Source organism: Micromonospora sp. NPDC005194, assembly GCF_040608335.1.
Classification (GTDB): domain Bacteria; phylum Actinomycetota; class Actinomycetes; order Mycobacteriales; family Micromonosporaceae; genus Micromonospora.
In genome coordinates this window covers 95570-121977 of record NZ_JBEXIA010000018.1, presented here as the reverse complement: position 1 = coordinate 121977, position 26408 = coordinate 95570, and the positions used below count along the sequence as shown (strand labels likewise).

Annotated in this window: 23 protein-coding genes and 1 tRNA gene; 9 read left to right on the top strand and 15 right to left on the bottom strand. The window is 73.9% G+C overall.

Annotation, left to right across the window (positions count from 1 at the left end; all coding sequences use genetic code 11):
* Window positions 1–80: 80 nt before the first annotated feature.
* The 5 genes from ABZU53_RS17785 to ABZU53_RS17765 form a co-directional block, all read right to left on the bottom strand.
* Window positions 81–536, bottom strand: coding sequence for a DUF4383 domain-containing protein (locus tag ABZU53_RS17785; protein ID WP_354861867.1), 456 nt, complete (start codon window positions 534–536; stop codon window positions 81–83).
* Window positions 537–631: 95 nt separating this feature from the next.
* The gene (locus ABZU53_RS17780) at window positions 632–2437 is read right to left on the bottom strand and encodes an ABC-F family ATP-binding cassette domain-containing protein (RefSeq protein WP_355066752.1); all 1806 of its coding nucleotides are present in this window, start codon (window positions 2435–2437) and stop codon (window positions 632–634) included.
* 117 nt (window positions 2438–2554) lie between these two features.
* Window positions 2555–3505 (bottom strand): 4-(cytidine 5'-diphospho)-2-C-methyl-D-erythritol kinase, encoded by a 951-nt coding sequence (locus ABZU53_RS17775; protein WP_354861863.1) that lies wholly within the window; start codon window positions 3503–3505, stop codon window positions 2555–2557.
* An 86-nt stretch (window positions 3506–3591) separates the two neighbouring features.
* On the bottom strand, window positions 3592–4461 hold the full coding sequence (gene rsmA / locus ABZU53_RS17770) for a 16S rRNA (adenine(1518)-N(6)/adenine(1519)-N(6))-dimethyltransferase RsmA (RefSeq protein WP_354861861.1): 870 nt from the start codon (window positions 4459–4461) through the stop codon (window positions 3592–3594).
* A gap of 46 nt (window positions 4462–4507) precedes the next feature.
* The gene (locus tag ABZU53_RS17765; protein ID WP_355066751.1) at window positions 4508–5407 is read right to left on the bottom strand and encodes a TatD family hydrolase; all 900 of its coding nucleotides are present in this window, start codon (window positions 5405–5407) and stop codon (window positions 4508–4510) included.
* Window positions 5408–5482: 75 nt separating this feature from the next.
* Here ABZU53_RS17765 and ABZU53_RS17760 point away from each other — a divergent pair, with 75 nt between their 5' ends.
* Window positions 5483–6709, top strand: a complete 1227-nt coding sequence (locus ABZU53_RS17760; RefSeq protein WP_355066750.1) for a hypothetical protein — start codon at window positions 5483–5485, stop codon at window positions 6707–6709.
* A 46-nt stretch (window positions 6710–6755) separates the two neighbouring features.
* Here the strand turns inward: ABZU53_RS17760 and metG are convergent, their stop codons facing one another.
* Window positions 6756–8558, bottom strand: coding sequence for a methionine--tRNA ligase (gene metG / locus ABZU53_RS17755; RefSeq protein ID WP_355066749.1), 1803 nt, complete (start codon window positions 8556–8558; stop codon window positions 6756–6758).
* Between the two features lie 149 nt (window positions 8559–8707).
* Between metG and ABZU53_RS17750 the strand changes: the two genes are divergently transcribed.
* Window positions 8708–9835, top strand: coding sequence for a hypothetical protein (locus tag ABZU53_RS17750; RefSeq protein ID WP_355066748.1), 1128 nt, complete (start codon window positions 8708–8710; stop codon window positions 9833–9835).
* Window positions 9836–9848: 13 nt separating this feature from the next.
* Here ABZU53_RS17750 and rsmI read toward each other — a convergent pair whose 3' ends face one another.
* The gene (gene rsmI, locus ABZU53_RS17745) at window positions 9849–10697 is read right to left on the bottom strand and encodes a 16S rRNA (cytidine(1402)-2'-O)-methyltransferase (RefSeq protein ID WP_354861853.1); all 849 of its coding nucleotides are present in this window, start codon (window positions 10695–10697) and stop codon (window positions 9849–9851) included.
* Between the two features lie 141 nt (window positions 10698–10838).
* On the opposite strand from rsmI, the gene ABZU53_RS17740 reads away from it, so the two are divergent.
* The 4 genes from ABZU53_RS17740 to ABZU53_RS17725 all read left to right on the top strand — a co-directional run bounded on the left by ABZU53_RS17740 (window position 10839) and on the right by ABZU53_RS17725 (window position 15404).
* Window positions 10839–12491 carry a phospholipid carrier-dependent glycosyltransferase gene (locus ABZU53_RS17740; RefSeq protein WP_355066757.1) on the top strand — a complete coding sequence of 551 codons (1653 nt, stop codon included), beginning with the start codon at window positions 10839–10841 and terminating at the stop codon, window positions 12489–12491.
* 382 nt (window positions 12492–12873) lie between these two features.
* Window positions 12874–13239 (top strand): MmcQ/YjbR family DNA-binding protein, encoded by a 366-nt coding sequence (locus ABZU53_RS17735; RefSeq protein WP_354861851.1) that lies wholly within the window; start codon window positions 12874–12876, stop codon window positions 13237–13239.
* An 87-nt stretch (window positions 13240–13326) separates the two neighbouring features.
* The gene (locus ABZU53_RS17730) at window positions 13327–14622 is read left to right on the top strand and encodes a VWA domain-containing protein (RefSeq protein WP_355066747.1); all 1296 of its coding nucleotides are present in this window, start codon (window positions 13327–13329) and stop codon (window positions 14620–14622) included.
* Window positions 14622–15404 carry a peptidase gene (locus tag ABZU53_RS17725; RefSeq protein WP_355066746.1) on the top strand — a complete coding sequence of 261 codons (783 nt, stop codon included), beginning with the start codon at window positions 14622–14624 and terminating at the stop codon, window positions 15402–15404. The genes ABZU53_RS17730 and ABZU53_RS17725 overlap by 1 nt, the downstream gene beginning before the upstream one ends.
* A gap of 54 nt (window positions 15405–15458) precedes the next feature.
* Here the strand turns inward: ABZU53_RS17725 and ABZU53_RS17720 are convergent, their stop codons facing one another.
* Entirely contained in the window at window positions 15459–15728 is a 270-nt protein-coding gene (locus tag ABZU53_RS17720) for a hypothetical protein (RefSeq protein ID WP_354863273.1), read from the bottom strand.
* Between the two features lie 185 nt (window positions 15729–15913).
* Between ABZU53_RS17720 and ABZU53_RS17715 the strand changes: the two genes are divergently transcribed.
* Window positions 15914–16570 carry a 4'-phosphopantetheinyl transferase superfamily protein gene (locus ABZU53_RS17715; protein ID WP_354863272.1) on the top strand — a complete coding sequence of 219 codons (657 nt, stop codon included), beginning with the start codon at window positions 15914–15916 and terminating at the stop codon, window positions 16568–16570.
* Window positions 16571–16711: 141 nt separating this feature from the next.
* On the top strand, window positions 16712–17617 hold the full coding sequence (locus ABZU53_RS17710) for a hypothetical protein (RefSeq protein WP_355066745.1): 906 nt from the start codon (window positions 16712–16714) through the stop codon (window positions 17615–17617).
* A 58-nt stretch (window positions 17618–17675) separates the two neighbouring features.
* Here ABZU53_RS17710 and ABZU53_RS17705 read toward each other — a convergent pair whose 3' ends face one another.
* On the bottom strand, window positions 17676–18686 hold the full coding sequence (locus ABZU53_RS17705; protein ID WP_355066744.1) for a hypothetical protein: 1011 nt from the start codon (window positions 18684–18686) through the stop codon (window positions 17676–17678).
* A 184-nt stretch (window positions 18687–18870) separates the two neighbouring features.
* Between ABZU53_RS17705 and ABZU53_RS17700 the strand changes: the two genes are divergently transcribed.
* The gene (locus ABZU53_RS17700) at window positions 18871–19458 is read left to right on the top strand and encodes a hypothetical protein (RefSeq protein ID WP_355066743.1); all 588 of its coding nucleotides are present in this window, start codon (window positions 18871–18873) and stop codon (window positions 19456–19458) included.
* A gap of 83 nt (window positions 19459–19541) precedes the next feature.
* Here the strand turns inward: ABZU53_RS17700 and ABZU53_RS17695 are convergent.
* From ABZU53_RS17695 to ABZU53_RS17670, 6 genes are all read right to left on the bottom strand, one after another.
* Window positions 19542–19615, bottom strand: a tRNA-Ala gene (locus ABZU53_RS17695).
* Between the two features lie 421 nt (window positions 19616–20036).
* Window positions 20037–20816 (bottom strand): hypothetical protein, encoded by a 780-nt coding sequence (locus ABZU53_RS17690; protein WP_355066742.1) that lies wholly within the window; start codon window positions 20814–20816, stop codon window positions 20037–20039.
* A 177-nt stretch (window positions 20817–20993) separates the two neighbouring features.
* Entirely contained in the window at window positions 20994–21644 is a 651-nt protein-coding gene (locus ABZU53_RS17685; RefSeq protein WP_234584369.1) for a GNAT family protein, read from the bottom strand.
* 79 nt (window positions 21645–21723) lie between these two features.
* Window positions 21724–23037 carry a gephyrin-like molybdotransferase Glp gene (glp, locus tag ABZU53_RS17680; RefSeq protein ID WP_139582488.1) on the bottom strand — a complete coding sequence of 438 codons (1314 nt, stop codon included), beginning with the start codon at window positions 23035–23037 and terminating at the stop codon, window positions 21724–21726.
* Complete coding sequence (locus ABZU53_RS17675; protein WP_354855901.1) at window positions 23034–23996, bottom strand: UTP--glucose-1-phosphate uridylyltransferase; 963 nt, start codon at window positions 23994–23996, stop codon at window positions 23034–23036. The genes glp and ABZU53_RS17675 overlap by 4 nt, the downstream gene beginning before the upstream one ends.
* 9 nt (window positions 23997–24005) lie before the next feature.
* Window positions 24006–26372, bottom strand: coding sequence for a diguanylate cyclase (locus tag ABZU53_RS17670; protein ID WP_355066741.1), 2367 nt, complete (start codon window positions 26370–26372; stop codon window positions 24006–24008).
* Between the last annotated feature and the right edge of the window lie 36 nt (window positions 26373–26408).

The following is a 26408-nucleotide window of genomic DNA, read 5'->3' as shown; positions in this document are numbered from 1 at the left end:
CCCGAGCTGCGCAGGGATCAAGCCTGACCGCCCGGAGCAGCTCGGGCTCCGGCGAAAACCCACGACCGCAACCCAGAAGATCAGAGAACCAGCCGAGCCTTCTGGAACGCCTCCGCCTCATCCTCCGTGCCGACCTTGCCGTACATGCCGGCCATGAGCAGCACCAGGGCGGCCGTCATCACGACGATCACGGTGAAGATGCTGAAGTTGAAGAAGTTGGCGTCCGTCCGGATGAAGGCCAGACCGGCCAGGCTGATCACCATCAGGGCGTACGCCATCCACTGGTTGATCGCCACGTCGATGTTGCGGCCGAGCGCGGTGCCGACCAGCACGACGAGCCCGAGCAGCACGCAGAGCAGCGAGAAGCCGAGGTTGGCGCCCTGGCCGAGGACGCGGGTGTCGTCCTGGGCGAGGATCTCGTTGCCGGCGCTCGTGATGATGCCGAGCACGCCGAAGACCACCAGGTACAGACCGGTCAGCCCGCCGATCGCCCGGTAGATCGGCCGCGCGGGGTGGTTGATGGGGGTGTGGGCCATGTCTGGGTCTCCAAGGGTGAGGTGTCGCCGACGATTGTTCCGCATGTGTCGGTGTGACGCCGCACACGGCCCCCGCGCCGGCGTGCCCGGCCCGCTCAGCCCTCGGGCAGGTCCTCGGCGAGGGTCATCCAGGTCTCCTCGATCCGTTCCCGTTCGGCGCGCAGATCCTTGAGCTGGGTGTCCAGCTCGGCGACGCGGGCGTAGTCGGTGGCGTCGGCGGCGAGTTGGTCGAGCAGGGTCACCTCGCGCTGGTCGAGCTTGCCGAGCTGCCGTTCCAGCCGGGTCAGCTCCTTGCGGGCCTGGCGCACCTCGGCGGCGGACATGCCACCCGCGGTGGGCCCGGCCGGCGCGACCGGGCCGGTGCCGCCCGCCCGGGTGGCGCCGGCTCGCTCGGCGGTCCGGGCGAGGTACTCGTCGACGCCACCGGGCAGGTGCACGAGCCGGCCGTCGCCGAACATCCCGTACGCCGTGTCGGTGACGCGTTCGATCAGGTAGCGGTCGTGGCTGGCCACGATGATCGTGCCGGGCCACGAGTCGAGCAGGTCCTCCAGCGCGGCCAGCGTGTCGGTGTCCAGGTCGTTGGTGGGCTCGTCGAAGAGCAGCACGTTGGGCTCGCCGGCGAGCAGCCGCAGCATCTGCAACCGGCGACGCTCACCGCCGGAGAGGTCGCTGACGGGCGTCCAGAGCCGGCGGTCGTCGAACCCGAAGACCTCGGCGAGCTGGGCGGCGGAGACCTCCCGGTCGCCGAGCTGGACCCGGCGGGCGACCTCCTCGACGGCCTCCAGCACCCGCAGGTGCCCGGGCAGCTCGACGAGTTCCTGGGAGAGGAACGCCGGTCGCACCGTCGAGCCGGTGCCGAGGCGGCCGCCGTCGGGGCGGGTGATGCCGGCGAGCATCCGCAGCAGGGTGGTCTTGCCGGCGCCGTTGGCGCCGAGGATGGCGATCCGGTCACCGGGGCCGACAAGCCACGTGACGTCGCGCAGGATCTCCTTCGGCCCGGCGTGCAGCTCGACGTTCTCCAGCTCGTACACCTGCTTGCCGAGCCGGGAGACGGCCATGCGCTGCAGGGACATGGTGTCGCGGGCCGGCGGCACGTCGGCGATCAGCGCGTTCGCGGCGTCGATGCGGAACTGGGGCTTGGAGGTGCGGGCGGGCGGCCCGCGCCGCAGCCAGGCGATCTCCTTGCGGAGCAGGTTCTGCCGGCGGGCCTCGGTGGCGGCGGCGACGCGTTCACGCTCGGCGCGGGCGAGGGTCCAGGCGGCGAAGCCACCCTCGTACGCCCGGACGGTCTGGTCGCCGACCTCCCAGGTGGTGGTGCAGACCGCGTCCAGGAACCACCGGTCGTGGGTGACCACGACGAGGGCGCCCTTGCGGCCGACCAGGTGCCGGGCCAGCCAGTCGACACCGCCGACGTCGAGGTGGTTGGTGGGCTCGTCGAGGATCAGCAGGTCCGAGTCGCGGACGAGCAGCGCGGCGAGCGCCACCCGCCGCCGTTCGCCACCGGACATCGGGCCGACCGGCTGGTCGAGGCCGAGGTGCGGCATGCCGAGGCCGTCGAGGATGTTGCGGACGCCGGCGTCGCCGGCCCACTCGTGCTCGGCGCCCATGCCCTCACCGAGCCAGGCGGTGCCGAGCACGACGTCCCGGACGGTGGCGTCCGGGGCGAGGGTGAGCTGCTGCGGTAGCCAGAGCACGCGCAGGTCACGGCGGTGGGTGACCCTGCCGTCGTCGGGCTCCTCCTGCTTGGTGAGCAGGCGCAGCAGGGTGGACTTGCCGGCGCCGTTGAGGCCGACCACACCGATCCGGTCGGCGTCGTCCAGGCCGAGCGAGACGTCCGTGAGCAGCCGCCCGGCGGCGCCGTACCCCTTGGACACCCGGTCCAGATTGACGATGTTGGCCACGTTCCACCCTTCAAGATCAAGGCGTCCGGGTGCCGGCGGGCACCTCGGGACGCCTGAACCCAAGGGTACGCGGACGTTCCGGCCACCCTCGCCGCGCGGGCCGTCCGGGACGCGACGTCAGCCGACGCGCGCGCCCACCACGGGCCCGTGCGCGACCCGTGCCTCCCGACACACCCCGGCGCTGGTCAGCTCGGCGGCGATCCGCTCGGCGTCGGCGGCGTCGGCGGCGAGGAAGACGCAGGTCGGGCCGGAGCCGGAGACGATGCCGGTGAGCGCGCCGGCCGCCTCGCCGGCCTTGAGGGTGTCGGCCAGCGCGGGCCGCATGGCCAGCGCGGCGTCCTGCAGGTCGTTGCCGAGCGTTCGGGCGAGGACCCGGGGGTCGCGTTGACGCAGCGCACCCAGCAGAGCGTCGGTGCTGCCCAGCGGGGCGCCGGCGGCGCCGGAGTCGCGCAGCCGGTCCAGCTCGCGGTACGCGGCCGGGGTGGACAGGCCGCTGTCGGCGATCGCCACGACCCAGTGCCAGGAGGTGGCTCGGGCCAGCACCGGGCTGACCGCCTCACCCCGGCCGGTGCCCAGCGCGGTGCCGCCGTAGATCAGGAACGGCACGTCGGAGCCCAGGTCGGCGGCGATCCCGGCCAGTTCGTCGCGGGACAGCCCGGTGCCCCACAGCGCGTCACAGGCCACCAGCGCGGCGGCCGCGTCGGCGCTGCCGCCGGCCAGCCCGCCGGCGAGCGGGATCTGCTTGCGCAGGTGCAGGCGGGCGTGCGGCAGCACCCCCGCGTACCCGGCCAGCGCGTGCGCGGCGCGGATCACCAGGTTGGAGTCGTCCAGCGCCAGCTCGCCGGTGCCCTCGCCCTCCATGGTCAACGCCAGCGTGTCGCCCCGGCGGGCGGTCAGCTCGTCGTAGATGGAGATGGCGTGATAGACGGTGTTCAGCTCGTGGTAGCCGTCGCGGCGCAGCGGGCCCACCCCGAGGTGCAGGTTGACCTTGGCGGGCACCCGGACCCGCACCGGACCGATGGCCCCGCGTCGATCGTCCTCGTCGTCCGGTCGCCAGGCCTCGGTCACGGGGTGAGGTCCCGCGTGCGCAGGCGAATGTCGAACGGCTTGCTCAAAATCAGCTCCTCGGCGGAGTCGGCGGACACGGCGTCAGCCTACTTCGCGGCCACCGTACCGGCCGGGGCCGACGCGGCGATGGCGGCGAACTGCTCGACGGTCAGTGACTCCCCCCGGGCCCCGGGGTCGACGCCGGCGGCGGTCAGCGCGGCGGCGGCCCGGTCCGGGCCACCGGCCCAGCCGGCCAGCGCGGCGCGCAGGGTCTTTCGGCGCTGCGCGAACGCCGCGTCCACGACGGCGAAGACCCGCTCCCGCGGCACGTCGGCGCGGGGCGGTTCGTGGCAGGTGAAGGCGACCAGACCGGAGTCGACGTTGGGCACCGGCCAGAACACGTTCGGCGGCACCTTACCGGCGCTTCGGGCGTGGGCGTACCAGGCGAGCTTGACCGACGGGATGCCGTACACCTTCGAGCCGGGACCGGCGACGAGCCGGTCGGCGACCTCTTTCTGCACCATCACCAGGCCGTGCCGGAGGGTGGGTAGCTCGGCGAGGAGGTACAGCACCACCGGTACGGCGACGTTGTAGGGCAGGTTCGCGACCAGCGCGGTCGGCGGCGGGTCAGCCAGCTCGGCGGCGCTGACACGGAGCGCGTCGGCGCGGTGCACGGTGAGCCGGGCGGCGTCCGCCCCGGCGTGCCTGGCGACGGTCTCCGGCAGCGCACCGGCGAGTGTCGGGTCGATCTCCACGGCGTGCAGGTGCCCGGCAACCGGCAGCAGCCCCAGGGTGAGTGAGCCGAGCCCCGGGCCCACCTCCAGGGCCACGTCGTCGGGGGTCAGGCCGGCGGCCGTGACGATCCGCCGCACCGTGTTCGGGTCGTGCACGAAGTTCTGGCCGAGTTTCTTGGTGGGCGCGACGCCCAGCCGGGCGGCCAGCTCCCGGATCTCCGCCGGGCCGAGGAGACCGGTCATGGCTGGCAGCGTAGCGGCGTCGTCGGGACCGGCCGCCGGGCCGGGCTCACCACGGGCCGAAGGCCCGGTCGCCGGTGGCGGAGATGGCCGCGCACAGCTCGTCCAGGTCGCTGCCGGTGGTCGCGGCGAGGGACCGGACGGTGAGCGGGATGAGGTACGAGGCGTTCGGCCGGCCACGGTGCGGGGTCGGGGTGAGGTAGGGGGCGTCGGTCTCCACCAGGATCTGGTCCAGCGGGGTGAGCGCGGCGGCCTCGCGCAGGGCGGTCGCGCTGCCGAAGGTGACGGTGCCGGCGAAGCTGAGCAGGTAGCCCCGGCGCACGCACTCGCGGGCAAACTCGGCGTCACCGGAGAAGCAGTGCAGCACCACCGTGTCCGGTGCGCCCTCGTCGTCGAGGATCCGCAGCACGTCGGCGTGGGCGTCCCGGTCGTGGATGACAAGCGTCCGGCCGTACCGCTTGGCGATGGCGATGTGCGCCCGGAAGCTCGTCTCCTGCGCGGCGCGCCCCTCGTCGCCGGTACGGAAGAAGTCCATGCCGGTCTCGCCGATCCCCCGGACCCGGTCGCGGGCGGCCAGCGACTCGATCTCCCGCAGCGCCTCGTCGAGGTCGGCCAGCCGGGGCGCCTCGTTGGGGTGCAGCGCCACGGTGGCCAGCACGGCGGGATACGCCTCGGCGGTGTCCGCGCCCCACCGCGAGGAGGCCACGTCCACGCCCACCTGGACCAGCCGGTCCACGCCGACCTTGGTGGCCACCGTGATCGCCGTGGCGACCGGGTCGTCGGACGGCCCGCCACCGGGCACGCCGGCCTCGCCGACGGTGATGTCCAGGTGGGTGTGGCTGTCCAGCACCGGCCGGGGCAGCGGCTCGGGGGCGGGCGGGAACTCTCCGGCCCGCCGGGCGGCACGCTCGCGGCGGGTTTCAGTCGGCTCGCTCATCAGCGACAGCATCACACACCGGGGCCGTCCATCCGCCCGCCACCCGGCGTTCACCTCGACTACGCCGCGCGACTCTACCGTCGCCGGGTGAGCGAGCGCAGCGAACGTACCGGGCTGCACGTGGCGTTCGGCGGCGGCGTCTACCCGGCTGAGGAGATCGCCCGGGGCGCCGCGTACGAGCTGTTCAGCGCCGAGGAGGTGGCCGGCTTCGAGCGGGCGCCGCGTCCGGGCAGCGCCCTGCCGTGGCGTCGGTTCGTGCACGTCACGGAGGTGAGCGCGGTGCACGGTGCCGTCGTGCCGGCCGAGGAGCCGGAGACACCGCTGATGATGCCGGCGCACCGGGAACACGGCTGGTCGCACGTACACCAGCTCAGCCAGCAGCCGTCCGCGGCGGGTGACCCGGTGTTGGCGGCGGTTCGTGCCTCGGCGATCATCCGGCGCGGCACCCGGATGGTGAAGGTGCTCTCCGGCCGGCAGCTCGCCGGGTACGTGCGGGGCTGGCTGCCGCACGGCTTCTGCTATCGCGAGCACGACGTGGCGCACCTGCGTACGCCGTCGACGACCACGGTGCTGCGCACCGACGGCGACGTCGGGCGGGACGGCTCGGACGTGGCGTACGCGCTGCGCTGGCGGGCCGCCGACCCGGGCGACTACGACGTGCCGGTGGGCGAGGCGCACCGGGGGCTGACGGCGCTGGCGTCCCGGGACCGGCTGGGCCCGCCGGTGCTGGGCACCGGTTTCGTGCCGAGCAACGGCCAGCTCATCCCCGAGTTCATCACCCGGGACTTCGCCGACCTGCCGATGCCGGCGAACGCGACGCTCGTCGCCTATCCCGCCGAGGGCGTCGAGGTGGTGCTCTACAGCTACCAGGCCGAGCAGCGCGCGTGGCTGCGGATGGTGGGCCCGCAGTGGCGGCACCTGCTGGCCGCGGTGCCGGGCCTCTCCCCCGACCAGGAGTACGTGCCGACCGGCGACGCCCCGCGCTCCACCCAGCTGGTCGGCCTCTACGGCGACACGGAGTACGAGGCGGTGGCCGACCTGCCCGGGGGGTTCCGGGTGCTGGCGATGACCCGGGCGGCCCGCTATCCGGTGGACGCGGTGGCCCGCCGGGTCCGGTTCGCGCAGTGGCGGGGCGTGTGGTGCCTGGTGCTGCGCGAGGAGGCCGGCTGGCTGCGGCTACGGCTGCGTTTCCCGGACCCGGACGCGGTGATCGCCACCGGCGCGCAGTGCCACGACCGGGGTGTCTACGAGACCTGGGCGCCGGGCGCCGAGGTGAGCGACGACCAGGTCATGGACACCCGGTACGTGCTGTGACGGCGCGCGGCGGTCCGAGAGCCCACCGCCGCGCGCCGTTCGCTGATCAGCCGGCCAGTCGGGCCAGCTCCTCGTCGACGATCGACGGGTCGAGCTTGCGGAACACCGGCTTCGGCGCGGCCAGCGGCCGACCGGCCTCCAGTGGCACCGACTCCCAGCGCGCGCCCACCGTGTAGTCCCCGGTCAGCACCGGGTACGCCGGCCCGCCGTCCAGGTCGTCGACCTGCTCGATGACCGGCATCGGCGCGTGCACGCCGGTGCCGCCCAGCAGCTCGTGCACCTGCTGCGCGGAGTGCGGCAGGAACGGGGTGAGCAGCGTGTTGGCGTCGCTGACCACCTGGAGGGCGACGTGCAGGATGGTGCCCTGGCGGGGCTTGTCGGCCTCGGCCTTGAGCTTCCACGGTGCCTGCTCGGAGAGGTACTTGTTGGCCTCGGCGACCACCTTCATCGCCTCGCCGATGGCCTGCTTCTGCCGGTGCCGGCCGATCAGGTCGCCGACCGTGTCGAACCCGGCGCGGGCGACGGCGAGCAGCGCCTCGTCGGCCTCGGTGAGGCCGGCCGGGTCGATCGACGGGATCGCCCCGAAGTTCTTCGCGGCCATCGAGACGCACCGGTTGACCAGGTTGCCCCAGCCGGCGACCAGCTCGTCGTTGTTGCGGCGCAGGAACTCCGCCCAGGTGAAGTCGGTGTCGTTGCTCTCCGGGCCGGCGGCGGCGATGAAGTAGCGCAGCGCGTCGGCGTCGTAGCGCTCCAGGAAGTCGCGGACGTAGATGACCACCTTGCGCGACGAGGAGAACTTGCGCCCCTCCATGGTCAGGTATTCGCTGGAGACCACCTCGGTGGGCAGGTTGAGCCGGCCCAACTCGCCCGGCTCGCCGTCGCGGGAGCCCTCGCCGGAATATCCGGAGAGCAGCGCCGGCCAGATCACCGAGTGGAAGACGATGTTGTCCTTGCCCATGAAGTAGTACGACCGGGCGTCCTTGCCCTCCCCGTCGGCGGACCACCACCTGCGCCACGCCTCCGGGTCGCCGGAGCGGCGGGCCCACTCGATCGAGGCGGACAGGTAGCCGATCACCGCGTCGAACCAGACGTAGATCCGCTTGTCGGAGCGGTCCCGCCAACCGTCCAGCGGGATCGGCACGCCCCACTCCAGGTCCCGGGTGATCGCCCGCGGCTGGAGGTCGTCGAGCAGGTTGCGGGAGAACCGCAGCACGTTGGGCCGCCACCCCTCCCGGGTGTCCAGCCACTGGCGCAGCACGTCGGCCAGGGCGGGCAGGTCCAGGAAGAAGTGCTCGGTCTCGACGAACTTCGGGGTCTCCCCGTTGATCCGCGACTTCGGGTCGATCAGGTCGATCGGGTCGAGCTGGTTGCCGCAGTTGTCGCACTGGTCGCCGCGCGCGCTGTCGTACCCGCAGATCGGGCAGGTGCCCTCGATGTACCGGTCGGGCAGGGTGCGCCCGGTGGACGGCGAGATCGCGCCCATGGTGGTCTTCGGCACGATGTAGCCGTTGCGGTACATCCCCTCGAACAGCTCCTGCACCACCGCGTAGTGGTTGCGGGTGGTGGTGCGGGTGAACAGGTCGTAGGAGAGCCCGAGGCCGTGCAGGTCCTCGACGATCACCCTGTTGTACCGGTCGGCCAGCTCGCGCGGGGTCACCCCGTCGGCGTCGGCCTGCACCTGGATGGGGGTGCCGTGCTCGTCGGTGCCGGAGACCATGAGCACGTCGTGGCCGGCCATCCGCATGTACCGGGCGAAGACGTCGGAGGGAACGCCGAAACCGGAGACGTGGCCGATGTGGCGGGGGCCGTTGGCGTACGGCCAGGCCACTGCCGCGAGAACGTGACTCATGAGCAGCAAGCCTAGTGACCCGCCCGGGGCGTCCGCGAACCAATGGGGGGTGCCGGGCCGCCGGACCGGATCGACCACCCCGCCCATTGGTCCGATTTGTCGTCGACACGCGGTCCAGCTGCCCGATCTGCCTCCGCTACCGGTGTGCAATGAACGTCGTGACTGGCAGAGGAGCGGCCCGGGACCACGACGAGCGTCCCACCGGGCCGACCGGCGGCGACGAGCCCGGCGCACCCCGGGCCGCCGGGGTCGCGCCGCAGCCCCGGCTGGTCACCGCCCCCGAACCCGATCGGCCCGGCCACCAGCGGCCCACGCCGTCCGGGCGGGCGGCCGCGCCACGGCGGGACACCTCGACGGAGCTCGCCGCCACCCCGGCCCGGCCCACGCCGGCCGCGCCGGCCCCCACCCCGGCGCGGCCCAGCCCGACGGCGCCCGTGCCCAGCCCGGCCCGCCCGAAGCCGCCGAGCCCGCCGGGCGCGTCGGCCGACGTCGCGCCGGCGGCGCGCGAACCGGCCCGAACGGCGGTCGGGGCGCAGCCGGCAACCGTGGTCCCGGTCGAGGTGGAGCCGACCACCGGGGCGCCGGTGGACGCGGTGCCGCGTCGGGTGCCGGTACGCCAGCAGAGCCGTCGCCGAATTGCTCACCGGGTCGACGGGGACCGGCCACCGGACGACGAGGGCACGTTCTGGGCGCCGATCGAGCAGGTGCACTGGGACGGCACCCCCGTCCGCGAGGTCGCCGCCCCCCAGCGCCGGGCTCGCCGTCCCTCGTCGCGGACGACCGCGTTGCCGGACCCGCTGCCCGGACTGACCGCGCTGGTGCTGCTGAGCCTGGTCGCGGCCTTCTTCGCCTGGGTCAGCGCCGGCCCGTTCTGGCTCGCGGTCGGGCACGCGCGCGACGGCACGGTGGTGATCGACCACTGCACCGGAGGCGGTCTCACCCAGCGGTGCCGGGGCATCTTCACGGCCGACGACGGGCGGTTCCTGGCCCACGGGGTACGGGTCAGCGGCGTACCCGCCGGAGGTGGCGCGCCCGGGGCGGCGCTGCGGGCACGGATGACCGGCCCGGACGGCGACACCGCGTACGCCGACACCGGCGCGGGCCGACACCTGCGCTGGCTGCCCGGGCTGCTGGCGGTGCTCGGCTGCGCCGCCGGCATCGTCCGGTGGACGGGGTCGGCCCGGCTGCCCGGCCGGCGACACCGCCGCTGGGCGGTGGCCACGGCTCTCGCCGGCCCGGCGCTGATCACCCTCGGCTTCCTCGCCGCCGCGTGGTGAACGCGCCGGTGGGTCAGCTGTGCACGATCGTGTAGACCTCACGGCGGCGCAGCGAGTATTCGGTGGCGACATCGGTGATGGCGTCCCGACGGGACCGGCCGGCGGCCTCCCGCTCGGCGACGGCCGCGCGCAGGGTGTCGTCGTCGGGGCGTTCCGGCGCGGTCACCGGCGAGCCGGCCACCACCAGGGTGATCTCCCCGCGCGGATCGCCCTCGGCGGCCCACCGGGCCAACTCGCCGAGGGGGCGGCGGAGCACCTCCTCGTAGGTCTTGGTGAGTTCCCGGCAGAGCGCGGCCGGCCGGTCCGCGCCGAACGTCTCGGCCAGGTCGGCGAGCGCCGCGCCGATCCGGTGCGGCGCCTCGAAGAAGACGAGGGTGCGCTCCTCGGCGGCGAGCGCGCGCAGCCGGGACCGGCGGGCACCCCCACTGCGGGGCAGGAACCCCTCGAAACAGAACCGGTCGCAGGGCAGCCCGGAAACGGCGAGGGCGGTGGTCACCGCGCTGGGCCCGGGTGCCACGGTGACCGGCGCCCCGACGTCCAACGCGGCCCGGACCAGCCGGTAACCCGGGTCGGAGACGCTCGGCATGCCGCCGTCGGTCACCAGCGCCACCACGTACCCGCCGAGGATGACCTCGACCAGTTCGGGCGTACGCCGTTCCTCGTTGCCCTCGAAATAGGAGACGATCCGGCCGCCGACGGTGATGTCGAGGTCGCGGGCCAGCCGGGTCAGGCGGCGGGTGTCCTCGGCGGCCACCACGTCGGCGCTGGCCAGGACTTCCCGAAACCGCACCGAGGCATCGGCGGGGTTGCCGAGCGGGGCACCGAGCAGGATCAGGCGCCCAGCTTCGGACATTTCACCCACGACATCGTCTCCTTCATCGACAGCGAATACCGGTATCAGGGACGACGGGCGCCACAGGACACCCTGGCAGCCTACGATCGCCGGGTGACGAGTGCGTCTACAGCGCAGAGCCCGAGCGCCGACCCGGCAGACACGGTCGAGGTGTCCGGCGAGCCCAGCCCCCACCAGGAACCGACGGCACCACGTGCCGACGGCGGGGGCATATCCGCCGTGGTCCGCCGCCGGTTCGCCACCGTCGACAGCCGGGTGGACCCGTATTCGTGGCTCGCCACCGCCGTGGTGGTGGTTATCGCGGGGATCCTGCGCTTCGTGGGCCTGTCCAGCCCCAAGGGCAAGATCTTCGACGAGACGTACTACGCCAAGGACGCGTACGGGCTGATCAGCCGGGGCGTCGAGTGGAACTACAAGGACAACGGCCCGTCGTACGTGGTGCACCCGCCGCTGGGCAAGTGGCTGATCGGCGTCGGCGAGTGGACCTTCGGCTATCAGGACGCGGAGTCGAAGGTCTCCGTCGGTGGGCACCTGTTCACCACCGCGCCGGAGTTCGGCTGGCGGTTCTCGGCGGCCGTGATCGGCACGCTGTCGGTACTGCTGCTGGTCCGCATCGGTCGGCGGCTGTTCCGCTCGACGGTGCTCGGCTGCGCGGCCGGCCTGCTGCTCGCGCTGGACGGCTTCCACCTGGTGCTGTCGCGCGCGGCGCTGCTCGACATCTTCCTGCTGTTCTTCGTGCTGGCCGCCTTCGGCGCGCTGGTGCTCGACCGGGACGCCCGCCGCCGGCGCTGGGCGCGCGCCCTGGACGACGGGCTCGACCCGAGTCTGCCGGGGCGCGCGGGTCGGCCGCCGACCGGCTGGCGCACGTGGCCGTGGTGGCGGCTCGCCGCCGGGGTGCTGATCGGCTGCGCCTGCGCGGTCAAGTGGAGCGCGCTCTACTTCGTGCCGGTGTTCGCCCTGTTCGTGGTCCTCTGGGAGGTCGGGGTCCGCCGCTCGGCGGGCGTCCGCAGGCCCTGGCGGGACACCCTGCTCGACGAGGTGCCCTGGCTGGTGCTGGCCGGCGTGCTGATGGTCGGCACCTACCTCGCCACCTGGTCGGGGTGGCTGCTCAGCGACGACGGCTACTACCGGCTCGCGTCGGCCTACCCGAGCGCCCCGCTCAGCGACACCCCGGTGATCGGCCCGCTGGTCAACCTCTTCGAGTACCACCGCGCCGCGTACGGCTTCCACGCCCAGCTCGACGATCCGCACAAGTACCAGTCGTGGCCGTGGCAGTGGCTGCTGCTCGGGCGGCCGGTGGCGTTCCACTGGTCCGGCGACGGCGCCTGCGGGGCGCCGACCTGCGCCTCGGAGATCCTGCTGCTCGGCACCCCGCTGCTGTGGTGGTCGTTCCTGCCCGCCCTCGTGGCGCTGGTCTGGCTGGGCATCGCCCGACGGGACTGGCGGGCCGGCGCGATCCTGCTCACCGTGGCCGCCGGACTGCTGCCCTGGTTCTGGTTCGCCCTCGACGGCCGGACGATGTTCTCGTTCTACGTCGCGCCGGCGCTGCCGTTCCTGGTGCTGGCCGTGGTGTACGTGCTGGGCGCGCTGATCGCTCCGCCCGGCGGCGACGTGGGTGAGACGGCAGCCCTGGTGCCCGGCGACGCGGGCTACGAACGCCGGCTGGTGGGCAGCATCGCGGCCGGGGCGTACGTGCTGCTGGTGGCGTTGTGCTTCGCGTACTTCTATCCGATTTTCGTGGGACGGCTGATCCCGTACTCGGACTGGCTGTCCCGAATGTGGCTCGACGGCCGCTGGATATAAGCACCGGCAGGCGACGCGCCGCACAGCGCGACGGAAAATCGGGCCCGCACGCGTCACGCGTGCGGGCCCGACCTCATACACGAAGACGCGCGCCCCGATCGCCTGCCACGGGGGAAGCGGGCGATTGGGGCGCGCATGAAGAGCTTAACCACCGCGCACCACCGGCACAACGGGTCAACTTGGGTCAGATTTCCGACGGATTCCACCCGGGCCGACGTCTCCCCTCCGACCGTTGACCGAGGGTGACCTGACGTGGACCCAGCGCCCCCGAACCGGCTGACTCGACGCCGACGGAGGCCGCTTCGAGGGCTGCCGGCGACCCGGCCCGACGCACTAGGCTCGCCGTGGTGGGCGTCGGGATCGTGACGGGAGGCGGGGTGCCGTGGAGCTGTTGGAACGGGTCCGGGCGATCTGCCTCGCGCTGCCCGAGGTGACCGAGCGGCCCAGCCACGGGTCACCGACCTGGTTCGTCCGGGACAAGAGCGTGTTCGTCACTCTGCACGCCGACGGGCACCACCAGAACGACTTTCCCCACCTCTGGTGCGCCGCGCCGACGGGCGCCCAGGCGGAGCTGACCGCCGCCGACCCGGCCCGCTTCTTCCGCCCGCCCTACGTCGGCGGTCGGGGTTGGGTCGGCGTACGGCTGGACGGCACGGTCGACTGGGCCGAGATCGACGAATTGTGTCGGGACGCGTACCGGGAGATCGCGCCGACGCGGCTGGTCGCACTGCTCGACCCGCCCGCCTGACCCGGCCGGGTCCACGCGTCCCCGGTCATCCGGGACGACCAACCACCCCAATGATCATCCAAAGTGGATTTTACTACACTGCCCGCCGTGATCAACTTCAGACGATCGGCGGCCGTCCTCCTCGGACTGCTGGCGACCACCGCGCTGACCGGGCCGGTCCCGGCGGCGGCCGACGAGGAGCAGGCGGCCGAGCCGCCCCGGGTCGAGCTGGTGCTCGACGTCAGCGGCTCGATGCGGGCCGCGGACATCGACGGGCGCAGCCGGATCTCGGTGGCCCAGCAGGCGTTCAACGACGTGGTGGACGCGCTGCCGGAGGAGACCCAGCTCGGCATCCGGGTGCTCGGCGCGACCTACAAGGGCAAGGACAAGAAGGTCGGCTGCCAGGACACCCAGCAGATCGTTCCGGTCGGGCCGGTCGACCGGACCCGGGCCAAGGCGGCGGTCGCGACGCTCCGACCGACCGGGTTCACCCCGGTCGGGCTCGCGCTGCGCTCCGCCGCGCAGGACCTGGGCACCGGCGCCACCACCCGGCGGATCGTGCTGATCACCGACGGGGAGGACACCTGCGCACCACCGGACCCGTGCCAGGTCGCCCGGGAACTGGCCGCGCAGGGCACCAGCCTGGTCGTCGACACGCTCGGTCTCGCGCCCGACGAGAAGGTACGCCGTCAGCTGCTCTGCATCGCCGGGGCGACCGGAGGCACCTACACCGCGGCGCAGAGCGCCGACGAGCTGACCGGCCGGATCAAACAGCTCGTCGAGCGGGCCGGTGACACCCACACCCGGGCCCCGACCGTGGTCGGCGGCGCGAGCGCCTGTGACTCCGCGCCGCTGCTCGCCCCAGGCGTGTACGCCGACCGGGAGTCGTTCTCCGAGCACCGCTACTACCGGGTGCCCGTACGCCCCGGGCAGGAGCTGCGCGCGTCGGTGAGCATGGCGCTGGACCGGCCGGTGAACCGGGACTACGGGGTGCTGCTGCGGGCCACCGCGGCGGATGGCCGGGAACTGGTCCGTGGCGCCGACGCGGGCAGCGGCCGGGCCGACGTGCTCTCCGCCGGTCTGCGCTGGTCGGCCACAGCCGACGACGAGGACACCGCCGACGACGAGAACGCGACCGCCGACACCTCGACGCCCGTCGTCGAGCCCACCACCGTCTGCCTGGTGGTGAGCAACTCGTTCGCCGCACGCCCGGGCACCGCGGCGACGCCCGGCATGCCGGTGGAGCTGACCATCGACGTGGTCGCCGCCGCGGGAGCCCCGGACGGGCCCGACCTCGGCCGGGGCTGGGTGCTGCTCGCCCTGCTCACCGTGGCCGGCCTGCTCACCGGCCTGATCGCCGGCCTGCTCACCCGCTGGTGGGTCGCCACCTGGAGGGAGAACTGATGCTTACCGCACTGTTCCGGTCGCTGGCGGCGCTGCTCGCCGCCGGTGGGGCCGCGCTGCTGCCCGGGCCGGCCCTGGCCGCCCCCACCCCGTCTCCGGGCGCCACGCCGGTGACCCGGGCCGGCACCTCGTTCCTCACCGCCACCCCGATCACGGCCGGCCAACCGGTGCGGGTGGACGCCTCGGTCGGCGACCACCTCTACTGGTCGTTCCCGGCGACCGCCGGGCAGGTGCACGAGATCAGCGCCACCGTCACCTTCCCGAAGGCACGCAGCGGCGCCTCCACCTGGACCGTCGACGTGTTCGACGGGCTGCGCCGACGGCAGGCGTGCACCGCCGGGGCGCAGACCCCGACGGTGGACGGCAAGGCGTCGAGCGTGGCGCTGGGCTGCACGCTGCGCGAGGTGCGGCCCTGGGCCGAGCCGTGGTCGGCCGACCCGCTGCCCGGCACGTACGTCGTCCGGCTCTCCGTCATCGACCTGCCCGAGCCCGACCTGGGCGCACCCGTCGACGTGGACCTGCTGGTCGGCGTCCTCGCGGACCGGGGCGCCTCGGCCGACGACGGTGAGCTGGCCGCGCCGCTGGTGGCGAACACCAGGGCGGGGACGGTGCTCAACGCCGTACCGACGCCCGACCCGGAGGCCGACGACGAGGGCGACTCGCCGGCGGACTGGCTGCCGGATCTCGGCTCGCGGTGGATCTGGACCGGCATCGGCGGCGTGCTCGCCGCGGTGGCCGGGGTGTTCGGCTTCGCGCTGACCCGCCGGCCTCGCCGGGCCTGAACCCGCCCGGCCAACCGGTGGCCCCGCCCACGCCGGGCGGGGCCACCGGCGGGCTCAGCGGCGTCGCGCGCCGCGGGGCAGCCAGCCGATGAACCGGTCCTGCAGCGACATCACCGGGGCCGCGCGCAGATCCTCGGCGGCGGCGGCGAGACACGAGCCCAGGTAGACGCTGAGCATCGCCCGATCATCCCCGTACTCCGCGAGCAGCCGGCTGCGCTTCGTCGCGCACGGCCACTCGTCGCCGCAGGAGCCGCAGCTCCAGCCCGGGGTCGTCGGTGCGTGGTCGTCGGCCCGATCCCCCGGCGGTTCGGTGCCATCGCTCATCGCAGGTCCTCTCAAGATGTTCGCGGGACTGGCCAGGTGTTGATGGTGGTCCCCCCGGAGCCATCCTGGAGGGCGCGACGCGTCCCTCCGGTGTTACATCTTTGCGGTACCTTCTCCCGTCGTGGGAGTCGGAAATCTGACGGTCGAGCGGATGCCCCTTCGCTACCGGACGGTAGGTGGCGGCCGTGCGTGACCTCCTGCCGCCGACGGTCGCCGTGGCGGTCGCCGCACCCGACGACTGGACCGGGGAACTCCTCACCGCCGAACAGGCGTGCCTCGGCGAACGGGCGGTGCAGACCCGTCGACGGGACTTCACCGCCGGCCGGGTGTGCGCCCGCCGCGCGATGGCCGACCTCGGCCTGCCGGTGGCGGCCGTGCCGGCCGCCGCCGACCGCGCGCCGATCTGGCCCGCCGGGGTGGTCGGCACCATCACCCACACCACCGGCTACTGCGCCGCCGCCGCGGCGCGCGCGACCGACCTGCGATCGGTCGGCATGGACGCCGAACGGCACCGCGAGATCAATGCGGGGGTACGCCGACTCGTGCTGCTGCCCGAGGAGGAGGAGACCCTCGCGCGGCTACCCTCCGACATCTCCTGGCCCGTCGTGCTGTTCAGCGCCAAGGAGACCGTCTACAAGGTCTGGCACCCCGTCGTCGGAAGCTGGCTGGACTTCCACGACGCCCACCTCACGCTGGACCCGGACTCCGGTACGTTCACCGCCCGGATCGCACCGGCGCGGGTGGACGCGGCGCAGGTCGCCGATCCTCCGGGCACGATCACCGGCCGGTTCGTGGTCGCCGACGGCCTGGTCCGCACCGCCGCCGTCCTCACGCTGCGCTGACCCCTGCACCGTCCATTCTGGCCGGTGCGTCGACGACTCGCGGACGGTGGGACACGAGCCGGCGCGGCGACCGGCGGGTCGGCGACGCACGGTAGCGTCGGCGGGTTCCCGAACCGCACGTACGAGGCGTCAAGGAGTACGGTGACCCACCCCCAGCCCCCCGCCGGGCCGCAGGACCCTCAGCAGCCGAACCCGGAGCCGCCGACGCAACCGTTCGCGGCGACACCGCAGCCGCAGCAGTCCGCCGCCGACCCGACGGTCCCGCAGGCGCCGGTGCCGCCCAGCCCGTGGTCGGCAGCGGCGAACCCGCCGCAGCCGCCGTTCTCGGGCGGCGCGTACCCGCAGGCCGGCGGCGCTTACCCGCAGCCCGGCGCGGGCGCCTACCCGCAGCCCGGTGGGCCGGGCTACCCGCTCATGCCGCCGCCGCCCGTGCAGACGAAGAACTCCAAGAAGACAGTGGTGGCCATCGCGGTGACCGCGGCCGTGCTCACCCTGCTGTGCTGCGCGGGCGGCATCGTGGCGGTGGTCATCGGCGCGAACCGCGCCGCGAACGAGGTGACCGACGCGCTGCCCACCCCGGCAGTCACCCGTGGTGTCGGGCAGCCGCCGGCCAGCACCGCGCCGTCGCCCCGGGCGTCCGCCGACAGCGACACCCGGAACATGTCCGCCGGGGACACCCTGGTCATCGACGACAACGGCGGCACCGTCGAGATCACCGTGACGAAGTTCAGCACCGCCACCAAGCCCTGCACGTCGTACGGCCTCAAGCCCGACGAGGGCATGTACGTGATCGCCGACGTGACTGTGGCGGTCACCAAGGGCACCGGCTCGGCGAACCCGCTGTACTTCCAGTGGGTCGCCGCCGACGGGACGGAGACCAACGCGATCGCCGGCGCCTTCTCCGGCTGCGGCAAACCGATGCCGGCCGCCAACGACCTGACCGCGGGCACCAAGCGCACCGGCAGCGTGGTGTTCGACGTGCAGGACACCTCGGGAGTGCTGGAGTACCAGCACAAGTTCGCGACCGCCGGCTCCTGGAGGCCGTGACGTGCCGTGGGGCCGGCCCGGTGATCGGACCGGCCCCACGCCCCCGTTTGGTGCGCGGTCAGCAGCCCGTCCAGCGCACCGGCGTCACCCGGTCGGCGTTGCGGAAGCCGACGATGGTGCCGGTGTCGGAGATGGCCCGAGCGCCGATGTTGATCCGCTCGCCGCTGCCCGGCAGGACCCGCGAGGTGGACCCGCGCGCGACCCGGTCGCCACCCACCACGACGCCCTTGGCGTTGACGTCGTCCAGCCCCATCTCCTGGTCGAGGAACGTGTACGAGCCGTCGCGCACGTCCCACCGCACCTTGGCCGGGCTGGTGCCATCCAGCCAGGCCTGGCCGACGGCCCAGTGGCCCGCGGCGGCGTTGAGCGAGGTCGACCCACCACCCGTAACCGCGAGCGGCTTGATCTTGCCGTTCGGCCGGCGGACCCAGCTGGTCCAGTCACCGAACGGGCCCGCGTAACCGACGATCGTCCCGTTCGGCGAGATCCCCACCGGCTGGGCGTTGACCGGGGCGTCGAGCACCTCGACCGTGCCCGGGCGGGCTGCCGGCCAGCGCAGGGCGACGAACTCGCCGGGCACGATGTCCGAGCCGTAGCCGACGATGTCGCCGGCCTTGTTGATGGCCGAGACGAAGATGCCGGTGGACGGCAGCACCGGCAACTGCTCGAGCTTGCCGTCGCGGAACGTCCACGGTCGGCCGATGCCGTTCTCCGCCCAGCCGTTGCCGATCACGATGCCGCTCTCGTTGACGTCGACCGGGTCGATCCCGTTGCCCGGCGCCTCGGTCTCGGTGAGCTGCTGCCCGTCCCAGGTCAGCAGCAGGTACTGGTTGCCGTCCTCCCGGATCCGCAGGGCGGTGCCGGCGACGAAGCGGCCCGACGGGTCGATGACGCTCGCGTCGGCGCGGTAGGTGTCCGTCGGATAGGGCAAGGTGCTGATCGTGCAGGCGCTGGTGGCCCCGGTCCTGGGCGCGGCGGTCGCCGTCGAGGCCACGGCGACGCCGAGAGAGGCGGCCAGCAGGCCGGCGGCGGTGCCGGCGAGCATCCGGTGTCGAGCGGTGTGCGTCATTCTCTTCTCCCCGTGCGGGCGGCCCGGATACTCCCGGGCGTCAACTGATGCCAGAAGCACCCCTGAACATGCCTCTCGGTTGCGGCAGGTCGGATGGACGACATGATCGACGTCTGCGGGCTAACCGTCTGGTATGGACGGATCACTGTTGCCCGGTGTGCGGCGTGGCCGGAGGATGGGGCCGGTGAGCACCGATCGGCCGCACGCCGGGCCTTCGCTGGATTACCACCTGGTCCGGTCCGCGCAGGGCGATCATGAGGTGGAGGGCATCCTCGTCGAGGAGTTCACCCGGCACGACGACTTCACCACGACGGGTCTGCACAGCGCGGGCTGGACGCCGAGCGCCGGTTGGTGGAGTTCCGCCTCGCTGAGTCGCGGTCTGCGCACCGATCCGGCCGTGCTCGCCCGGGTTGTTCCCATCGCACACGCCGACGCCGTAGCCGCCTACCGCCGCCTCGGAGGTCGGCACCTGCCCTCCGAAGCGGTCCTGCGCACGTACTTCCGTGACCATCAAGCCTTCGCGACCGCCCCGCCACTGCGGCTCGGCCCGACACAGCCACCGGAGGGCTTCCACGAGCGACGCGTGTACCGCGTCCTCTTCGCCAAGGACCTCCGGGCGGATCAGGTGGCGACCCTGAGGACCGTCTGGCGGACGACGGACGGCTGCACCGTCGGATCCGTCGCCGGTGGCCACCGTGAGATCCTCTACGAGCTGACGGAGGTCCTGCGGCAGCACGGCCTCGTGCTCGTGACCACCGAGCGCTTCAGTTGACCGTGCACGTCCGCGCCGCCGCGCTTGCCTTCATGATCGAAAAAGGCCGTCTCCGACTCGCGGAAACGGCCTTTGACCTGGGGTGGAGCTGAGGGGATTTGAACCCCTGACCCCCTCGATGCGAACGAGGTGCGCTACCAGTCTGCGCCACAGCCCCCCACCGGCGAACCGGCTTCGGTCCCACCCGGCTTACACCGGGCGGGCCGGCAGCAAGGCTAACAGGTCGCCGGCCTCCACCGCGAATCCGCCCCCGGTGCGGCGCTGTCACCAGCACGGAGATCGACTCGACTTCCAGGAAACCGGGGCATCCGGGACGCCTCGACACCCCGCCTTCCAGGAAGTCGAGTCGATCAAGCCCCCGCACACCCTTGATCGACTCGACGTCGCCGATGTGGCGGCATCATCTCGCGGCGATACCCCCACCTCGGCGAACCGGAGTCGATCAAGCGCCGCGACACCGGGCAGCGCGACGCCGGGCGTCGCGAGACCGGGCGCCGCGAGGCCAGGCGCCGCGAGGCCAGGCGCCGCGACACAGGGCAGCGCGACGCCGGGCACCGCGAGGTCGAGGCAGCGCGGGGTCAGGCGCCGCGGCCGGCCTCGTAGGGGCGGCCGCGCAGTCCTCCGGAGCGACGGTACGAGACCGAGCCGCCGTTGACGGCCGCCGGCAGGTCGCCGGGCCGGTCGAGGCCCATGGCTGCTCGGCGTACCCCCTCGCGCTGGGCCGCCAGGCGGCGTTGCGCCTCCCGGCGGGCCGCCGCGCGGCGGGCCTGTTCGCGGCGGACCTCGGCCTGGCGGGCGGCCAGCCACGCCGCCTCCCGGGCGTGGGCGCGGCGTCGACGCCGGCCGGCGAGGGCACGCCCGCGCAGGTGTACGACGTACAGGGCCAGCAGCAGGAAGGTGACCGAGAAGCCGATCCAGAAGCCGGGGCTGACGAACAGCACGCCGATCAACTCGACGACGTTGAGCAGCAGCAGCGCGGCGAGCACCCGGCGTCGGCGGTACACGGCGGGGGTGTGCTGCCGGCGCGGCGGACGACGGCGGGAGCGCTTCGGTGCCGGCGGTACGGCGCGCAGCCGGCCGGAGCGGCGTGCCGCCGGGGGCGCGGAGACCGGCGCAGCCAGCCTTCCTGTAGTCGCATCCTCACTGAGGGTGACGACGAGGGAGCGGGGCGGGTGCACGGGCTGCCGTCCTGGCACAGTGCGGCGCCGTCGACGGCGTTGGAGCACCCGCGCCGTCGACTGCGCCCGCTCCGCCACCAGCCGCTCGGTGGCGTCGTACCGACGAACCAGCGCCGGGGCCAGGGCGAGCAGGCCGGCGGCGGCGAGGACGGCGAGGAGCACCGAGGTCGGCACCCTCACCCCTCCCGTCACCGAATTCGGAGCAAACGCTGCCCGACCGCAGGATCTTCCACCGATCGTGCCTGGGTGCGTAGATCGTCCGGGCGGTGAGCGCTTGCCGCAGCTTGCAGTTACTTGAGGTTACGGCGCACCGACCGTGATGCCGCCGCGCCGCGCCGATCCCGTGCGTGGGACGGCTCACCGCGCGGTGGCGCGTACCCGGTGCCAGCGGGCCAGCAGACCACCCTCGGCGGCGACCTCTTCGCTCGTCATCGCGTATCCGATGTGGTCCCGCCAGGCGCCGTCGATGTGCATGTAGCGCACGTGGTACGACTCCTCGCGGAAGCCCAGCTTCTCCACCACCCGCCGCGACGGTCGGTTCTCCGGCCGGATGTTGACCTCCACCCGGTGCAGCCCACCCGGGCCGAACGCGTGGTCCACGGCGAGCGCGAGCGCCGTCGGGATCACGCCCTGTCCGGCGACTCGGGCGTCGACCCAGTAGCCGACGTAGCCGGAGCAGAAGGCGCGGCGCACGATGCTGCCGACGTTGAGGTGCCCGACCAACCGGTCCCGGTCGGCCTCCCGCAGGCAGACCGCGAACGGCATACCCTCGCCCTCGCGGGCGGAACGCCGCTGGTCACGGTGCACCCAGCGGAACGCGGCCGGCGAGTTCAGCTCGTCCCAGCTGCCCGGCAGCGACGACTCCCACGGTGCCAGCCAGGCCCGGTTGGCCCGGCGCACCTCCGACCACGCCGCCGCGTCGGAGCGCCGGTAGGGCCGTAGCAGCACCGGGCCGTCGACCAGCACCGCCGGCCAGCCGGGGGCTCGCGCGGGTCCGAAGAGGCTCACCCGCACAGTCTCCCGCGCGGGACCGGATCGTGCGCAAGTGGACCCACCACGCGCACCGTCGAAGAACAGCCGAGCGCACTCACCGGCGCCGGTCGAGCAGCAGGACGTCCACGGTGGAGCCGGCGGCGGCGGTGGTGACCCGCTCGCCGAGCACCAGCAGCCCGTTCGCCTCGGCCAGGCCGGAGAGGGTGAACGGGCCGCCGCGCAGCGGCTGCACGGTGTAACCGCCGCCGCGCCGCTCCGCGACGTGCGCGGGCCGGAACTCCCGCAGCCCGCCGGGGGACGACACGGTCTCCAGCAGGTGCGCCCGGACGCTGGGCCGGAACACCGGCTCGGCGCCGGCGAGCAGTTGGATGGCGGGGCGGGCCAGCACCTCGAAACCGATCAGCGCGGCCCCCGGGTCACCGGGCAGGCAGACCACCGGCACCTCCTCGGCGCCGACGGTGCCGAACCCGAGCGCGGTGCCGGGATAGAGCGCGACGTCGGTGAAGGTCACCGGCCCGGCGCGGCCACCCTCGCGGCGGGACAGGATCCGCCGCACCATGTCCCCGGGGCCGGTGCCGGTCCCCCCGGTGGTGATGATCAGGTCGGCGCGCAGGGTCTGGTCCTCCAGCAGCCCGCGCAGCCCTTCCGGGTCGTCGTCGCAGATACCGACCCGGTACGCCAGCGCGCCCACCTCGGCGGCGGCGGCGGTCAGCGCGTGCGAGTTCGCGTCCACCACCTGACCGGGCTGGCTGCCCCGGCCCACGTCGACCAACTCGTCGCCGGTGGCCACGATGACCACCCGAGGGCTGGGCCGGACCACCACGTGCCCGATGCCGGTGGCGGCGAAGACCGCGACGAGCGCCGGCGAGACGTACGTGCCGGCGCGGGCGAGCAGGGTGCCGGCCGGCAGTTCCTCACCGGCGCGGCGTACCCCGTACCCCCGTTTGGGGGTGCGGAAGATTTCCACGGCGGCCATGCCCTGGTCGGTCCACTCCACCGGGACCACGACGTCCGCGGCGACCGGCAGGGGCGCCCCGGCGGCCACCGAGAAGCACGAGCCCGGGGTGAGCCGCACCGGCCGCCAGCTCGCCGCGCCGAGGTCGCCGACCACGTTGAGCCGGATGGTCCGGCCGCCTGGCGTGCCGGAGGGGGCCGGGACGTAGCTCGGGCCCCGGCCCCCTCCGGAAATGTCCTCCCACCGGGCCGCGTACCCGTCCACGGCCGCCTGGTCGAAGGCCGGGAAGGCGTGCGGCGCGACGACATCCTCGGCGAGGACGTTGCCGTGCGCCTGGGTGAGGTCGAGGTCGAGTGGCGGCAGCGCTCGTAACCTGCGCAGCACGCTGCCCAGGTAGTCGGCGAGCGGCGTCAACTCGTTCGCGGCCGCCTCGGCGTCGGCCGTCGCGGTCATGTACCAGATCCGCCTGCCGCGTCGGCCTTGACGAACTCGGCCAGCCAGGAGCGGAACTCGCTGCCGAGGTCCTCGCGCTCGGCGGCGATCTGCACGACGGTCTGGAGGTACCCCAGCGGCATGCCGGTGTCGTAGCGGGTGCCCCGGTAGACGATCGCGTGCACCGGTGTGCCCTCGGTGCGCAGCAGTTCCATGGCGTCGGTCAGCTGGATCTCGCCGCCGCTGCCCGGCTTGGTCCGGCGGATCGCGTCGAAGATCTTGCCGGGCAGCACGTACCGACCCAGCACCGCGAGGTTGCTCGGCGCGTCCTCCGGCTGCGGCTTCTCCACCATGCCGGTGACCTTGACGACCTCACCGATGTCGGTCAGCTCCGCCTCGGCCGGCTCGACGGAGGCGATGCCGTACCGCTTGGTGTCGGCCGGGTCGACCTCGAAGAAGGCCAGCACCACGCCGCCGGTGCGGGCCTGCAGCTCCAGCATCGCCGGCAGCAGCGGCTCGGACGGCTTGACGAACTCGTCGCCGAGCAGCACCGCGAAGGGCTGGTCGCCGACGTGGGACTCGGCGTACCCGACGGCGTGGCCCAGCCCGAGCTGCTCCGGCTGCCGGACGGTGTAGATCTCGGCCAGCTCACTGGGCCGGCGCACGGCGGCCAGCCGCTCGGCGTCGCCCTTCTCCTCCAGCCTGGTCTCCAGGTCGGGGCGTCGATCGAAGTGGTCCACCATCGACGTCTTACCCCGGCCGGTGATCAGCAACACGTCGCCGATGCCGGCCTGGGTGGCCTCCTCGACGATGTACTGCAGCACCGGCCGGTCCACCACCGGCAACAGTTCCTTCGGCACCGCCTTGGTGGCCGGCAGGAAGCGGGTGGCCAGTCCGGCGGCCGGGATAACGGCCTTGACCGCCACGGGACGGCCGGTTGCGGCGACCGTCGATGAGGGGTTCGCTGAGTGCTCCGACATGCCGCGAGACTATCGGCCACGGCTCTGCCGCGGCGGGTGTGGCCCAGAAGACGCGCCGCCGCCCGACCCCGGCCGGGTGACGTCGGGGCCGGCCCGCGCGGCGTCCGCGGCGGTGGCCGCCGGCTCGTCCGCCGGATCCGGGCCGGCGTGCGCGGGCCCCGACCGGTTCGATTCCGGTACGCCAGCAGTCGACTCCGACCGGGCGTGCCCGCCCGGCTCCCGGGGCGCCTGCACGGGCCGGCCGGCACGCGGCAGCCCGTCGGGTGGGCTGACGGCGCAAGCGGGCACCGGTATCTCCCGCGTCGGCACGTCGGGGCGGGCCTCGGCCACGCGATAGGTGTCCCGGCCGGCCGCCTTGGCCGCGTAGAGGGCGTCGTCGGCGGCTTCCAGCACCTCCCGTCCGGTGCTGCCGTGGTCCGGGTAGACGGCGATGCCCACCGACACGGTGACCACGATCGGCCCCGCGTACGCCTCGACCGCGATCGGTGTCTCGCGCACCGCCGCGCCCAGCCGCTCCGCGACGATCGCCGCACCCCGGGCGTCGGTCTCCGGCAGGAGCAGCACGAACTCCTCGCCGCCCTGCCGGAAGGCCAGGTCGACCTCGCGGATCTCACCGCGTACCCGCCGGGCGAACTCGGCCAGCACGGTGTCCCCCGCCGCGTGCCCGTACGTGTCGTTGACGTCCTTGAAGCGGTCCAGGTCGAGGGCGAGGACGCTGAGCATCCGGCCGAACCGGCTGGCCCGCTCCACCTCCCGCCGGATCGACTCGCGCAGGTAGCGGTAGTTCCACAGCCCGGTGAGCGGGTCGGTGAGCGAGAGCCGCTGCGCCTCCTCGTGCACCCGGACGTTCTCCACCGCCACGGCCGCGTGGCCGGCGAAGGTGCGCAGGTTGACCAGGTCGTCGTCGTCGAACTCGTCCGCGCCCACCCGGTCGTAGAGCGCCAGCACACCGAGCGCGGCCGCAGCGGCGCCGGCCTCGTCGGGACTCCTCTCGCCGCCCGGGACGGTCGTTGTCGCGCCGCCCGGTGTGCTCGCGCCGCCCGCTGTGCTCGCGCCGCCCGGGGTGGCGAAGGGGACTGCGACGTAGGTGCGGCAGCGGGGCTCGCCGGTCGGGGCCTCGGTCGGTTCCACCCGGCCCCGCTGCGGCTCGCCGGTCGCGGCCACCGCGCCGACCACGCCCACTCCCACGGGCACCCGCAGTCCCTGCGACCCGTCCGGGTCCCCCGCCGGCCAGCGCCCGTCCAACCCCTCGCTGCACTGCGCGACGAGCACCCCGCCGGCCTCCACCAGCAGCACCGCGCCGGCCCGCGCCCCGGTGGCCGCGATGGCGCTGTGCAGGATCACCCGCAGGATGCGTTGCAGGTCGTGGGTGCTGGCCAGGGTGTCGCCGAGCACCGCGAGGTGCCCGCGTAGCTGGTCGCGGCTGCTGGTCAGCGCCGCGACGTACGACCCGGTCTCGCGGGTCATCCGGTTGAACGCGGCCGCCAGCCGTCCCAGCTCGTCGCGGCTGCGCACCGGCACCCGGGCGGTCAGGTCGCCGTGCGCCACCCGGTCGACCGCTCCGGCCAGCTCCACCAGTGGCCGGGTGGTCACCCGGGCCAGACGCCAGGCGGTGAACACGGCGAGCAGCCCGGCCAGCACGACCACGCCGGCCAGCGTGACGTGCAGCCCGGGCGGCCGCTCGCTCGGCACCGACAACACCAGCGGCAGCGGCTGGCCCGCGGACGGCCCGATCCGGCGCACGTACCGACCCTTGGTGCTCTCGGTGACGCGCTCACCGCTGGTGGCCCCGGCGGCGGCCAGCACCGCGTCGCGTACCTCCCGGGACTCGGTGGTGTGGGTGACCCGGGCGGCGCTCGCGCCGCCGTCGAGCAGGGTGACCGCGACCCCGGTCACCGCCGCCAGCCGGGCCACGAAGGCCGGGTCGATCAGGTGCGCGGCGGCCACCGTGCCCAGCAGCGCGCCGGCCGGGTCGCGGCGGTCCACCCGGGCGGCCAGCGCGCGGACCGGGCCGGACGACGCGGTGGCCGGCTCGGAGCAGTCCCGCCAGGGGGTCGACGGAGCGCCGGGCGAGGCGTACGTGACGCGTCCGTTCACGTCGGTGACCAGCACCGCTGCGGCCAGCCCACGGCCGACGAGCTGGCCGGCGGCGACGGCCGGGTCACCGGTGAGGGCGACCGCGTCGGCGGCGGCGCGCAGCTGCTGGCAGAGCGCGTCGACCGAGGTACGCACCGTGGAGGCCGCCACCGCGAGGCGCTCGGTGGACCGGCTGCGGTCGACGGCCGTGACGGTGGAGGCCACGAAGAACGCCCCGAGCAGGACCGGGCCGAGCACCACCACGAGGAAGGCTGCCGTCAACCGCCCGCGTAGCGTCACTCGGTCCCCCCGGAAGTTCCGCCTCCGTTGCTTGCG